The organism is Actinomadura napierensis (genome assembly GCF_039529375.1).
Taxonomy (GTDB): Bacteria; Actinomycetota; Actinomycetes; order Streptosporangiales; family Streptosporangiaceae; genus Spirillospora; species Spirillospora napierensis.
Genome location: NZ_BAAAMR010000077.1, coordinates 1 through 11,838 on the forward strand (window position 1 = coordinate 1; position 11,838 = coordinate 11,838).

14 protein-coding genes are annotated in these 11,838 nt (G+C 69.6%); 9 read left to right on the forward strand and 5 right to left on the reverse strand.

All coding sequences use genetic code 11. The features are described from left to right. Positions 1 to 160: 160 nt before the first annotated feature. Positions 161 to 709 carry a dihydrofolate reductase family protein gene (locus tag ABD296_RS33820; protein ID WP_344276751.1) on the reverse strand — a complete coding sequence of 183 codons (549 nt, stop codon included), beginning with the start codon at positions 707 to 709 and terminating at the stop codon, positions 161 to 163. A gap of 109 nt (positions 710 to 818) precedes the next feature. Between ABD296_RS33820 and ABD296_RS33825 the strand changes: the two genes are divergently transcribed. Then, a complete protein-coding gene (locus ABD296_RS33825) occupies positions 819 to 1,424 on the forward strand; it encodes a response regulator transcription factor (RefSeq protein ID WP_344276753.1) in 606 nt (201 codons plus the stop codon). Here the strand turns inward: ABD296_RS33825 and ABD296_RS33830 are convergent. Beyond that, positions 1,347 to 3,227: a sensor histidine kinase gene (locus ABD296_RS33830; protein ID WP_344276756.1), complete on the reverse strand. Its 1,881-nt coding sequence runs from the start codon at positions 3,225 to 3,227 to the stop codon at positions 1,347 to 1,349. The two genes, ABD296_RS33825 and ABD296_RS33830, sit on opposite strands and share 78 nt — an antisense overlap. 273 nt (positions 3,228 to 3,500) lie before the next feature. Continuing rightward, the gene (locus ABD296_RS33835) at positions 3,501 to 4,190 is read right to left on the reverse strand and encodes a helix-turn-helix transcriptional regulator (protein WP_344276758.1); all 690 of its coding nucleotides are present in this window, start codon (positions 4,188 to 4,190) and stop codon (positions 3,501 to 3,503) included. 175 nt (positions 4,191 to 4,365) lie between these two features. Here ABD296_RS33835 and ABD296_RS33840 point away from each other — a divergent pair, with 175 nt between their 5' ends. The 5 genes from ABD296_RS33840 (at position 4,366) to ABD296_RS33860 (ending at position 8,207) form a co-directional block, all read left to right on the forward strand. Further along, positions 4,366 to 4,782 carry a nuclear transport factor 2 family protein gene (locus ABD296_RS33840; protein ID WP_344276761.1) on the forward strand — a complete coding sequence of 139 codons (417 nt, stop codon included), beginning with the start codon at positions 4,366 to 4,368 and terminating at the stop codon, positions 4,780 to 4,782. A 253-nt stretch (positions 4,783 to 5,035) separates the two neighbouring features. Continuing rightward, entirely contained in the window at positions 5,036 to 5,629 is a 594-nt protein-coding gene (locus ABD296_RS33845) for a dihydrofolate reductase family protein (protein ID WP_344276763.1), read from the forward strand. Between the two features lie 133 nt (positions 5,630 to 5,762). Next, complete coding sequence (locus tag ABD296_RS33850; RefSeq protein ID WP_344276766.1) at positions 5,763 to 6,299, forward strand: VOC family protein; 537 nt, start codon at positions 5,763 to 5,765, stop codon at positions 6,297 to 6,299. Continuing rightward, positions 6,292 to 7,095 carry a MerR family transcriptional regulator gene (locus ABD296_RS33855; RefSeq protein ID WP_344276768.1) on the forward strand — a complete coding sequence of 268 codons (804 nt, stop codon included), beginning with the start codon at positions 6,292 to 6,294 and terminating at the stop codon, positions 7,093 to 7,095. The genes ABD296_RS33850 and ABD296_RS33855 overlap by 8 nt, the downstream gene beginning before the upstream one ends. Positions 7,096 to 7,361: 266 nt before the next feature. Further along, the gene (locus ABD296_RS33860; protein WP_344276771.1) at positions 7,362 to 8,207 is read left to right on the forward strand and encodes an alpha/beta fold hydrolase; all 846 of its coding nucleotides are present in this window, start codon (positions 7,362 to 7,364) and stop codon (positions 8,205 to 8,207) included. Between the two features lie 13 nt (positions 8,208 to 8,220). On the opposite strand, the gene ABD296_RS33865 is transcribed toward ABD296_RS33860, so the two are convergent. Beyond that, positions 8,221 to 8,829: a TetR/AcrR family transcriptional regulator gene (locus tag ABD296_RS33865; RefSeq protein WP_344276774.1), complete on the reverse strand. Its 609-nt coding sequence runs from the start codon at positions 8,827 to 8,829 to the stop codon at positions 8,221 to 8,223. A gap of 84 nt (positions 8,830 to 8,913) precedes the next feature. On the opposite strand from ABD296_RS33865, the gene ABD296_RS33870 reads away from it, so the two are divergent. Continuing rightward, positions 8,914 to 9,462, forward strand: coding sequence for a hypothetical protein (locus tag ABD296_RS33870; protein WP_344276777.1), 549 nt, complete (start codon positions 8,914 to 8,916; stop codon positions 9,460 to 9,462). Between the two features lie 104 nt (positions 9,463 to 9,566). Next, the gene (msrA, locus tag ABD296_RS33875) at positions 9,567 to 10,070 is read left to right on the forward strand and encodes a peptide-methionine (S)-S-oxide reductase MsrA (protein WP_344276780.1); all 504 of its coding nucleotides are present in this window, start codon (positions 9,567 to 9,569) and stop codon (positions 10,068 to 10,070) included. Positions 10,071 to 10,097: 27 nt separating this feature from the next. Here the strand turns inward: msrA and ABD296_RS33880 are convergent, their stop codons facing one another. After that, on the reverse strand, positions 10,098 to 10,745 hold the full coding sequence (locus tag ABD296_RS33880; protein ID WP_344276783.1) for a hypothetical protein: 648 nt from the start codon (positions 10,743 to 10,745) through the stop codon (positions 10,098 to 10,100). A gap of 241 nt (positions 10,746 to 10,986) precedes the next feature. On the opposite strand from ABD296_RS33880, the gene ABD296_RS33885 reads away from it, so the two are divergent. After that, positions 10,987 to 11,496 (forward strand): hypothetical protein, encoded by a 510-nt coding sequence (locus tag ABD296_RS33885; protein ID WP_344276786.1) that lies wholly within the window; start codon positions 10,987 to 10,989, stop codon positions 11,494 to 11,496. Positions 11,497 to 11,838: the final 342 nt, after the last annotated feature.

The following is an 11,838-nucleotide window of genomic DNA, read 5'->3' on the forward strand; positions in this document are numbered from 1 at the left end:
TGATCCTTCCCGGCCGAGGCATCGGCCCCAGCCTTCCGGATCACCACCCCACCCACACGATCTTTCGGACAGTCCCTGAGCCGCGTCGAGGGGCTAGCGTCCCGTCGGGCGGGCGCGCCTGTTGCGAGGCAGCGGAGGCGCGCCCGGCCGGCTTGGCGGCTCAGGTGTTGAGGGGGCGGTAGGTGAGGACGACGACTCCGCTCGGGAAGGTGACAGAGTCGACCAGTTCGACGGTTCCGGCGCTCTCCGGGCGGAACAGCGCCTCGCCGGAGCCCTTGATGACCGGGTAGATCCAGATCTTGTACTCGTCCAGGAGCCCGGCGGCGGCCAAGCCGTCGGTCAGGCGGCCATTGCCCCAGATGAGGATGTCGCCGCCGTCCCGCTTCTTGAGGTCGGTCACCGCGCCGGCGAGATCGGCTCCGTCGATGACCGTGGTGGGGTTCCAGGCGGAGGTGTCCACCGGCTCGGTGGCGACGACGTACTTGGCCATGGAGTTGACGTGGTCGGCGTAGGGGTTGCCGCCCATGTTCGGCCAGGCCTGCGCCATTCCCTCGTAGGTGACGCGACCGAGCAGGAGCGCGTCGGCGGCCGTGGTCATGGTGAAGGCGTGGGTCTGGGCCTTCTCCTCGTTGTACTGCAGCGACCATTCGTGCGGGTTGTCGATGAAGCCGTCGAGGGTGGCGAGCGTCGAGGCGATGAGCTTGCGCATGGTTTCCTCCGATTCGAGTCCGTGGCGCCGGTGCCGGCGTGATTAGACTCGCAATCCGGAGAATTCGCCGGTAGTTGCCGGGTTCAGCAGTTCGATGTGAAGGAATCACATGATCCGTGTGATGGTCGCCGAGGACGTCCGCATTCTGCGGGAGACGTTGGCCACCGTCCTCGGACTGGAGGACGACATCGAGGTCGTGGCCGCGGTCGAGCGCGGCGACCAGATCATCGCCACGGCCGAGCGGACCCGTCCCGACGTGGCGGTCCTCGACATCGACCTGCCCGGCATGGACGGCCTGGACGCCGCCGCCGAGCTCCGCACGAAGCTCCCGGCCTGCCGGACGGTCGTCCTGACGGGGCTGGGCAAACCGGGATATCTGCGCCGCGGGCTGGCCGCGGGGATCTCGGCGTTCCTTCTCAAGCACGCGCCGGCCGACGACCTCATCGACGCGATCCGCAAGGCCGTCGCGGGCGAACGGGTGGTCGACCCTCAACTGGCCCTCGCCGAGCTCGAACGGGCGGACAATCCGCTCACCGCACGTGAGGCCGACGTGCTCCGGTTGTCGGCGACCGGCGCGGAGGCCGACGACATCGCCCGGTCCCTCGCGCTGAGCCGCGGCACCGTCCGCAACTACCTGTCATCGGCCGTCATGAAGCTGGACGCCAGGAACCGCATCGACGCGATCCGCATCGCGACCGATCAGGGCTGGCTGTAGCGGCACCTCCGCCGCCAGCCGGAAGCTGTCGCCGTCCTTGCCGGCGGTCAGCGTCCCGCCCTGCTCCCGCACCCTTCGCGCCAGGTTCTTCAGCCCCAAGCCGAAAGCGGCGGCCCGACCCGGAACACCGTCGTTGACCAGGCGCAACCGGACGCTCTGCGCGACCACCTCGACGACCAGCTCACAACGGTCGGCCTCGCTGTGCCGCAGCACATTGGTGACGCCTTCGCGCAGGACGGTGGCGAGGAGCGCGTCGATCTCCGAGGGCAGCGGCACCTGCTGGACGGACCCGGACACCTCGATGCCGGCGGCCGAAAGCGCCGCGCGGGTGGACTCGGCCTCGGCCGCCAGCGCGATCTCGCCGCGTCCGGCCACTACGGCCTCCATGTCCGACAGGGCCCGGCGAGCCGCCGCCAGTCCCTCGGACAGCTCGACGCGGGCCCGATCGGGGTCCCGGTCCAGCAGCCGCAGCGCCAGCTCGCTCTTGAGCACGACCACCGACAATCCCAGACCGAGCAGGTCGTGCAGGTCGGTCGCGAACCGGAGCCGCTCGCGGGCCACCGCCGCCCGGGCCAGCTCCGCCCGCGCCTCCTTGACCCGCACCGCCAGCTCGCCCATGCGGACCAACCCGCACACGACCAGCGTCCGTTCGCCGGACCACACGACCTCGTAGGCCATCCCCAGCGCGGTCGGATCACCGAGCTGCGCGTTCCAGATCAGGAGCAGCGGATCCAGGCAGATCAACGGGACCGCCGCGACCCACCGCGCCCACCCGCGCACCACGACCAGCACGACGCCCGGCAGGAAGTAGACCACGTGCCACAGCGCCAGATCGAAGACGAACAGCGGACCCAGCGCGGGCACGACGATGACCAGCGTCCAAACCGGGCGGCCGGACGGGGCGCAGGCACGGAGGAACAGCAGGACGAACGTGACGAGCGCCGCGAAGAACACCGCCGTCTCCGCCGCGCTCATGTCGACCTGCAGGAACCGCCGCACCTCGACGGGCACGATCATGAGGCAGATCGTCGCGGCCCCGAGAACCGCCACCGCCGTGGACGTCAGGTCGTCCGCCACCGGCGCGCCCGCGAGGTGCTCGCGCCCGTACCCGTGCGCCACCGACCGTGTCTCGTTCAGCGCCGCCCGCGCCACGTCCAGCCGCCGCCTGACCGCCGGTGGCTCCCCCGCGTCCCCGTCCCGGATGACCCGCTGGAGGCTGACGCCCACCCGCTCGTTCAGCTGCTGCGCGAACACCAGCCGCTCGCGCGACACCTCGGCCATCGCGAGCCCGTCCCTGGTCCGGCGCATGTCGCTGACCAGGTCGGCCAGCCGGGCGACCCCGTACAGCGCGATCCCGACGAACGCCGTGTGCCCGATCGCCAGATAGGCCGCCTCCGCGACCGTCGGCCGGACCGGCAGCGCGGCGGCGAACTGCGCCGCGATCACCGCCGCGAACCCGCCCCACGCCACCCACCGCCGCCGGATGAGCAGCAGAAACGCCGCCGCCAGAAATCCGGAGTTCCCGTACCAGGTGTTCGCGTACCAGACCATGCCCGCGGCCGTGAGGGCCGCCTGGACGCCGAGCGTCCACCACCAGCCCCTCACCCGCACGTCGTCCGACCAGCGGATGCAGTTCCGCAGGTGGAGGAGCAGCAGCACGGTGAGCAGAGCGAACGCCGCCGGTTTGCCTCCGGGCTCCGCATCGACGATCCCGACATACCCGCCGAACGCGAACCCGCAGCTCACCCCCACCGCGACCACGCGAGCCCAGCGGACGGCCGCCACCGGAGACGCGATGTCCATACAGGCCCCCCGAAAATAGGGAATCCCGCGCATCGTATAGATGACCGGAAACATCGAGAGAGCTTTGGCTGAAAGCCGCCCAGACGGAACCTGCTCGGTCCGTCCCGTTGGAATGGGTATGCGACGACCTCGGTCTTTCGGCAGAATGGCCGCGTGGCCGGAGAATCCTCCTACGTGGAGCGAGACGGGCGGGCGCACCTCGGCCGCGTCCTACGTCCCGATGCTCCGGCCGGGGTATGGCCGTTCTGTACAAGAGCGGCGACCGATCCCCGCCTAGTACTCCAGCCGTAGATTGTTACTGGTGTGACCGGGCCGGGGAGACGAAGCGATGGCGAAGTCGGCGTCGGCACCGGCCAGCAGCAGCGCCAGGTGGAACCGGCTGCGCGCTCCGTACTTCTTCATCAGGTCCGCGACCGTGTAGGTGATGGTGCGCCGGCTCAGGCCCAGCTGCTCGGCCACCGTCTGGTCGGTGTAGCCCTCGGCGAGCAGCGTCACCACGGCGCGTTGCCTGGCTGACAGCCCCGCCGGCCACCGCACCGGCTCGGCCGCCTGCCGCCATAGCCGCTGGTACATCTCGACCAGGGCGTGTACCAGCGGCTTGGCGGTGATCTGCCAGACCCCCTTCAGCGGATCCTCCGGGTCGATGGGCGTCATGACGATCGCCCGGTCGATGATGACCATCTTGGCCGGCAGGGCCGGCAGGATCCGATGTTCGGCGCCGGTAGCGATCAGGCGTGCGTCATGGGCCGATGGGGCCGACCCCAGCCAGCGCGTACGCACATCCGGCGGCATCGGGAGCGTGCCCAGCAGCGGGCGCTGGGACGACGCGGGAACCATCACCAGTCGCTCGCTGCGCTCGACGGAGACGATCTCGGCGAACCGGGCCACCACGGCATCGGCCCCGAACAGCGGGCACACACCGCGCCCGACCCGCAGCGACTTCAGCCACGCCGCCTCGGACATTGCCGGCCCCCTGACGTCCTACCCCGTGAATCTGCATCCTGCCCCGGCAACCGAGTGGTGGCAACGCAGGCCGGACACCGTTGCGACTTTGCGCAAGAACGGGGCAGGAGTGATGCGCGCCCCCCGCTGCGGCCCGCATGGTTCCTTTCATCCACCAGCCCCGAAAGGACACCTCATGAACTACGACCTGCGAACCCTGGCCGACCGGGCCGAGCTTCACGACCTGCTGCTGCATCTGTGCCGGGCCCTGGACGAACACCGCTTCGACGACCTGAACTCTGTTCTGACGCAGGACGCCACCGGCACGACCCGCAACGGGACCGGGTCCAGCCGCGACGTCCTGATCGCACAGATCGAGGCCGGCAACAAGGACTACGCCCGCCTGCTCCACCGGTTCAGCAACGTGCTGATCGAGGTCGACGGCGACACCGCGACGATCCGCGCCTACATCACCGCCCTGTCCGGCCACGCCGACAGTCTCGTGCCGGCCTCCCGGGGCTACGGCCTGTCGCGCATCAAGGCCGTCCGGACGCCCGACGGTTGGCGGATCAGCGAACTGAACGTCGAGCCGGTGTTCGTGGTGGGGCAATAACGCTAGGGCCAGCGTCCAGCGGTTCTTGCGCGGTCGCATCGCCGGCAGCCCGCGCACCATCCGTTCGGCGGTGCGCCTTGGCTCGACGCGCCGGAACCGCCCGGCCACCCGGCCGGGCAGCTCCCCGCGCCAGTCACACCAGTGACGATCTACGGCTGGAGTACTAGCGTCGTATCCGTCGCGCGAGGACCATGAGGCGTTCTCCATGTAACCGGAGCATCCCGGCTTCCGGATGAGTCAAGGAGCTATTGAAATGGCCAGAGTCATCATGCAGGCCGTGGTTTCGGTGGACGGTTACATCGCCTATCCCGACGACACGGTCGGGCCGCTGTTCGACTGGTACGGCAACGGCGACGTGACGGTCCGCGCGAACGACAAATGGCAGTTCAACGTCAGCCGCGCCTCCGCGGACCACATCAAGCCCTTCTGGGACGCCGTCAAGGTCACGGTGATCGGCCGCCACCTGTTCGACACCACCGACGGCTGGTCGGGCGTGCCCGCCGCCGGCGACGAACTCGTCGTCGTCACCCACCGGCCGCTGCCCGAGGAATGGCTCGCCAGGTTCCCCGACGCGCCCTTCCACACCGCCGACTCCGTCGAGGCCGCCATCACGCTCGCCAAGGAACTCGCCGGGGACGGCCTGGTCTGCGTGTGCGCGGGCGACGTCGGCGGCCAGGCGTTCTCGGCGGGGCTCGTCGACGAGGTGGCGATGGACGTCGCCCCGGTGGTCCTGGGCGAAGGGGTGCGGTTCTTCGGCGGCCACACCGGAACCGTCCTCCTCGACGATCCGGACGCGGTGGTCCAGGGCGACCGCGTGCTGCACCTGCACTACACCGTCAAACGCTGACCGTCTCGAACGCAGAACGGACGCTCGAATGAGCGCCACGAGACCACCGGCATCGTCCACCTTGCCGCGGGCCGATACGTTCGAGTTCGGCTCGGCTTGACCCTCACGTTGCGTGAGGCCGGAGGGTGGGGGCATGAGCGACTACTACAACGCGTTCGAGATGAGTCCCGTGCCCGATCCCGGTCCGGATGCGGTTCCGCCGGAGCCGTTCCGTGGCATTTATGGAATGCCCGCGTTCGCGACGATTCCCACGAGCGATTTGGCGGCGTCGGTGGACTTCTGGATTCGCGGGCTCGGGTTCTTCGAGCTGTTCGGCATCCCCGGCAGGCTCGTACATCTGCGCCGGTGGGCGTTCCAGGACGTACTCCTCGTCCGGGTGGAGAGCGTTCCGGAGCAGGCACCGGCGATGAGCGTCAGTTTCGCGTGCGTGCTCGGCCAGGTCGATTCCCTGGTCGAGGCCTGCCGTGCGTTGCGTCCGGACTCGGTCGACGGTCCACGGGACACTCCCTGGAATACCTGCGATGTGGCGGTGGTGACCCCCGAGAACGCGCGGATCGTTTTCACCGCGGCGAAGCCCTTCGACCCGGCCAGTCAGGAGGCGCGGAACCTTGAAGCCGTCGGGATCACTCCGCCGGGCGTCGGTCGCGGCGACAATGAGGAGCATGCCTGATGCCACTGACGCCGATGGCCTGACCGTCGGTCAGGTCTCGCGGCGTCTGGGCGTGACCGTCCGCGCGCTGCACCACTGGGACGAGATCGGCCTGGCGCACCCGTCGCTGCGCACGGCCGCCGGATACCGGCTCTACACCGCCGGTGACCTGGAACGTCTGCACCGCATCGTCGTCTACCGCGAGCTCGGTCTCAGCCTCGACAGGATCCAGGCCGTCCTGGACGACTCGACCGCAGACGTGACCGGCGCATTGCGCGCGCAGCGCACCCGGGTCGCCGAACGGATCGACCGCCTCCAGCAGCTCGGCGCCGGACTGGACCGGATGATCGACGCCCACGAGCGCGGCCTGCTGCTGACCGTCGAGCAGCAGGCCGCGATCTTCGGTCCCCAGTGGAACCCGGACTGGCCCGCCCAGGCCCGTCGGCGCTACGGGGACACGGCGCAATGGCTGCAGTACGCCGAAAGGTCGGCCTCTCGCGGTCCGGAGGAATGGCAGGCCATCGCCGACGCCATTGCCGCCCTCGACCGCGCCCTCGGGGACGCGATGGACGCCGGCGTCACACCTGGCAGCCCGGAAGCGAATCAACTTGTCGAGCGGCACCGGGAGGTTTTCGCCTCGTACTTTCCCCTCACCAGGCAGATGCAGGTCTGTCTCGGCCGCATGTTCGAGGCCGATCCGGAATTCGCCGCCCACTACGACGGCATCCGCCCCGGCCTCGCCACGTGGTTCCGCCGAATCATCGACGCCGGCGCGCGCGCCCACGGAATCGACCCCGACACCGCGACCTGGCAGTAGAGCACCGTCCGGCCGCTGACTGCGCTGCCGGTCCGTCAGTGGGGCGAGGCGAAGTGCCGCCGGCCCTGGCGACGGTCGAGTACGAGCGGGTCCTGCCGGCCGTCGTGTAGGGCCGTCCCCCGTCCGAGCTACCCGTGAATGTCCACCGTGCGGTGATGATGCCGGGGTGGGCTGATCCATAGCGTTCTCCACGTGGCCGCGCCATTCCGGTCGGCGCGAATTCTTCACTGGAGGACATCGTGATCCGCAAGCTCAAGAAGACCGCCGTGATCGCCGCCTGCTGCGCGGTGGCGGGTGCGGGCCTCACCGCCTGCGAGGACGACTCCGGCTCGTCCGGCTCGTTCCACGAGGGTCTGCTTGCGGGGACCAAGAAGATCGATGTCGAGGGCCGGTCGGTGAACGTCTCTTGCACGGGTGACGCGATGGAGGGAAAGCCGGTCATCGTCCTGATGCCCGGCCTGGGCGACGGAATGGACAAGATGGCCGCGCTTCAGAAGACCCTGAGTGAGAAGAACTGGGTCTGCGTCTACGACCGGCTGGGCGAGGGCAAGAGCGACAAGCCGAACGGTCCGCAGACCTTCGCCAGCTCGGGGAAGGTCCTGACCGCGGTGCTCGCCCGGGTCACCGCCGGCCGTCCGGTCGTCCTGGCCGGACACTCGCTCGGCGGGTTGATCGCCGCGAGGTACGCTCCCGACCATCGGGACAAGGTCAAGGGACTGGTCCTGCTGGACGCGACGACGCCGAACTCGGTCGCCGACATCAAGAAGGGGATTCCCGCGTCCGCGACCGGCCCGGCGGCCCAGCTGCGCGCGCAGACTCTGGCGGTCGACGCGGGGAACAACCCGGAAATGCTCGCCATCACCGACGGAAAGGTCCGCTCGGCCGGAAACATTCCGGTGGAGGTGATCCAGCATGGGAAGAAGTACCTCGCGGCCGTTCCCCAATACGGACCGCGCCTGGAGCGGGACTGGGCGGCGGGGCAGCACAAGTGGCTCGCGATTTCCAGCCGCAGCAAGCTGAGCACCGCCACGAACAGCCAGCACTACATTTACGTCGACCAGCCCGCCATCGCCGTCCAGGCCATTCAGCGCGTCGCCGCGAGCGTCAAGTGAGAACCGAGGATCCTCAGGTCGGTGCCGGACCCCGGCGGCCCGGGGCGGCGTAGGTCTCCAACAGGCCGTCGACCCCGCGCAGGAAGGTTTCGCAGATCAGCTCCGGGTCGAAGAGGCAGCCGGCGGCCATGGCGCCGTCGCGCAGCATCACGAAGTGCCGGGCGGCGAGCTCGGCAGGCGTCTCCTGGATGCGCGCCAGCAACTCCGTCACGGTGTCCAGGAACCATTGCCGATGGGCGATGACGGTCTGGTGCACCGGATGATCGGGGTCGGAGTACTCGGCGACGGCGTTCAGGAACGCGCATCCCCGGAAGCCGGGGGACTGAATGCCCTGCGCGATGGACTCCCCGAGGGCGCGGATGGTGTCGGCCGGCGGTAGGTCCCGGGCGACGGCATCGTCCACCTGGGCACGCATGGCCCGGTCGGCCTCGCTCAGATAGGCGAGGACGAGGTCTTCCTTGCCGGGGAAGTGCCGGTAGAGAGTGGCCCGCGTGACCTGGGCTTCCGCGACGATCCGGTCGATCCCGACCGAGTGGATCCCCTCCGTGTAGAAGATCCGGGTCGCCGTGCCGAGCAGGCGGGAGCGCGCCTCGGAGGGCCGGCGTTCGGATCCTTGCCTCATCGCGACATCTTAGCGAGTAGAACGTTCGGTCTTGACATAGTGCGGCGCGCTTCCCCGCGCCGCACCATCGTTGAGAGGACCACTGTGGCCGCAATCGCTGCAAACGGCATCGCCGGGACCGCTTCCACCCTGCGGCGGCTGTACTTCGTCCGCTTCGGGTTCGCCATCGTCTGGGCCCTGGTGATGTTCACGACCGCCTCGAACCTGGGGCCGCTCGCGGTCACCCTGCTCGTGCTGTATCCGCTGTTCGACGTGGCCGCCGCCATCATCGACGCCCGCGCCTCGCGCACCACCGGATCGCCCACGCTGCTGTACGTGAACATCGCGGTCAGCCTGCTCACCGCCGCCGGCGTGGCGATCGCCTGCGCGTCCGGCATTCCAGCGGTCCTGCGGGTGTGGGGCGCCTGGGCGGTCGTGGCCGGGCTGGTCCAGTTGATCGTGGGCGCCACCCGCCGCAGCATGGGCGGCCAGTGGCCCGTGATCATCAGTGGTGCCAGGAACCATCGCTTGCGTCCCGAGTCGTCCTGGTTTCCGGTGTGCCCGGAATGGACAGGTCCCAGAACGGCGTCAGCGTGGCCCCGGGCGGCAGCCGTCAGGACCGTTGTGAACGGCGTTTGCCCTGGTCGGCGGTGACGAGGCCGCATGGGACTCGACCCCGCGGCCTACGGATCAAAAGACGGAATAACGCTGACGCGGCGCCCGCTGTATCCAACGACGAAGGACACGAGGGAGAGAACATGGCAACTGAGAGGGCCCTGCTCGCGGGCGGCTGTTTCTGGGGAATGGAAGAGCTGTTCCGCCGGCAGCCCGGAGTGGTCTCCACGCGGGTCGGCTACAGCGGTGGCGACGTGCCCAACGCCACCTACCGCGACCACGGGTCCCACGCCGAGACCATCGAGGTCGTCTACGACCCCGACCAGACCGACTTCCGGGCGCTGCTGGAGTTCTTCTTCCAGATTCACGACCCCACGACCGTGAACCGGCAGGGGAACGACATCGGCGCCAGCTACCGCTCCGCGATCTTCTACACCTCGGACGAGCAGCGGAAGGTCGCCGAGGACACCATCGCCGACGTCGACGCCTCCGGCCTGTGGCCGGGCAAGGTCGTCACCGAGGTGTCCGCCGCCGGCGACTTCTGGGAAGCCGAGCCGGAGCACCAGGACTACCTGCAGAAGTACCCGAACGGCTACACGTGCCACTTCCCCCGCCCCGGCTGGAAGCTGCCCAAGCGGACCGCCTGAACCTGACGCTGCGGGACGGCGCGGGCGTCAGCGCGCGCCGTTCTCGGCGATGCGCCGGGCGACCTCCTTCGCCAGGAAGGCGTCCAGCGGCTCGCCGACGCCGGGATCGCCCGAAAGCAGCAGCGGCGTGCCGTCCTCGCCCTTGCCGAAGCAGCCGATGCGACCGGTTTCGAGGCCCATGGCCGGGTCGATGGGGAGCGGGTCGCGCAGGGGCGTGGCTCCTCCCGTCCACATCACCTCCTGGTCGGGGGCCAGCCCCGTCCGAAGCCGCGCCTTGCGCAGCTTCTTGTTGAGCGGCGGGGACTCCGACAAGGGGTACGCGGGAATCAGCGGCTCTCGACGACCCATTGGATATGCGACGCCCTCGGCGTTCAAGGCGAAGGGGCGGAGCGGCCAGCGGCGGTCGATGATCGAGACGCGGCCGGCGAGGACCATCCCCCAGAGCTCCAGACGCTGGTTCACCTTGCCCATTTCCAGGACGGGAATGGTCGGGGCGCCGGCGTCCCTGAGGTGGCGCGCCGAGGCCGCCAGCAGTTCCCGGATGCGCGCGACGACCTGCTGCCACTCGGACAGTTCGCCGTACTGCCGCGCGCTCTCGCTTGCCGCGCGCGCCGCCGCCTGCTGCTGGTCGATCCTGTTGCGCTCGGCGGACACCAGATCATCGAAGTCGGACACGTCGCCGTCCTTCTCCTTCGCCGGCCTGGGAGCACCGTGAGCACGGCGGCCGACCTAGACGTTCGCACACGGCGTGCGCCAGGCCAAGACCGGGCTTCCCCGGGAAAGGCCGGGCGCGAGCCGAGGAGCACGCGGCGCAGGGCCGCGGTGGTGTTCGCGCGGCGGCATATCAGCGCGAACGAGATCGTTTCCGCGTGCGTCAAAGCGGGTGCCGGGGCTCCCCCTCGCACGAAGGACACTCATGCCACAGCGGAGATCGAGCCCTGCCGGCGCCCTCGTCACGATCGTGGTCTGGCTCGCCGTCGCCCTCCTCCCCCTGCTCTACGGCCTCTCGGACGCCCGTCTGGCGTTCGGACTCACCGGCGAGCCCGGCACGGCGACGGTGGAGAGCTGCGTCGAGCACGGCTCGGGAGAGGACGCGGAGACGGAGTGCCGCGGACGTTTCGTCCCCGACGACCGCGGGACGGCCGCCCGCACCGTCGGGCTGCCTCCCGAGTCGGACGAGGGCGAGAGCTTCCGGGCCCGGCTCCAGCCCGATGGCGAGCGGGCGCGGCCCGCGGACCTCAAGGGCCGCCTGTCCGCGCTGATCCTGCCCGCCCTGGGCCTGCTCTTGCTCGTCCCCATGCCCCTGGGGCTGAACTACCTGCTCACCGACCGCCGGCCGGGGCGGATCCTGCGCTACCTGTCGGCGGGCTCGGCGGCGGTGCTGGGCGCCGTCTGCCTTGCGGGCCTGGTCGCCTCCAACCTCTGAATGCGAATATGTGACCATCCGATGGGATGACACGCGTTTTCGTCATGATCGGACTTGCCTATCTCCATAAGTAAGGCAATATGCGGCTTCCCGGGCGAATTCGTGATCATATGACTGTGGCGAACGGCGGCGGGAACTCGCTCGGGGGAGTCGGCGATATGAGAAATGGGGCGCTTCGCGTCGTCGCGGCTATCGCGGTCGCCGCGGCCACAACGGCCGCCGCGTCGACCGCGGACGGCTCGGGGCCGCACCGGGAACCGGGATCGCTGCTGGTGGACGAGACGTTCACCGGCGCGAGCGCCGACTCTCGTTTCATCGGGTACGGGTCGGCCTGCCTGACGG

Excerpts from the sequence above, each read along its gene's own strand:
- ABD296_RS33820 (WP_344276751.1), bottom strand. The coding sequence starts at position 709 with ATGCGCAAGCTCATCGCCTCGACGCTCGCCACCCTCGACGGCTTCATC.
- ABD296_RS33825 (WP_344276753.1), top strand. The coding sequence starts at position 819 with ATGATCCGTGTGATGGTCGCCGAGGACGTCCGCATTCTGCGGGAGACG.
- ABD296_RS33830 (WP_344276756.1), bottom strand. The coding sequence starts at position 3,227 with ATGGACATCGCGTCTCCGGTGGCGGCCGTCCGCTGGGCTCGCGTGGTC.
- ABD296_RS33835 (WP_344276758.1), bottom strand. The coding sequence starts at position 4,190 with ATGTCCGAGGCGGCGTGGCTGAAGTCGCTGCGGGTCGGGCGCGGTGTG.
- ABD296_RS33840 (WP_344276761.1), top strand. The coding sequence starts at position 4,366 with ATGAACTACGACCTGCGAACCCTGGCCGACCGGGCCGAGCTTCACGAC.
- ABD296_RS33845 (WP_344276763.1), top strand. The coding sequence starts at position 5,036 with ATGGCCAGAGTCATCATGCAGGCCGTGGTTTCGGTGGACGGTTACATC.
- ABD296_RS33850 (WP_344276766.1), top strand. The coding sequence starts at position 5,763 with ATGAGCGACTACTACAACGCGTTCGAGATGAGTCCCGTGCCCGATCCC.
- ABD296_RS33855 (WP_344276768.1), top strand. The coding sequence starts at position 6,292 with ATGCCTGATGCCACTGACGCCGATGGCCTGACCGTCGGTCAGGTCTCG.
- ABD296_RS33865 (WP_344276774.1), bottom strand. The coding sequence starts at position 8,829 with ATGAGGCAAGGATCCGAACGCCGGCCCTCCGAGGCGCGCTCCCGCCTG.
- msrA (WP_344276780.1), top strand. The coding sequence starts at position 9,567 with ATGGCAACTGAGAGGGCCCTGCTCGCGGGCGGCTGTTTCTGGGGAATG.
- ABD296_RS33885 (WP_344276786.1), top strand. The coding sequence starts at position 10,987 with ATGCCACAGCGGAGATCGAGCCCTGCCGGCGCCCTCGTCACGATCGTG.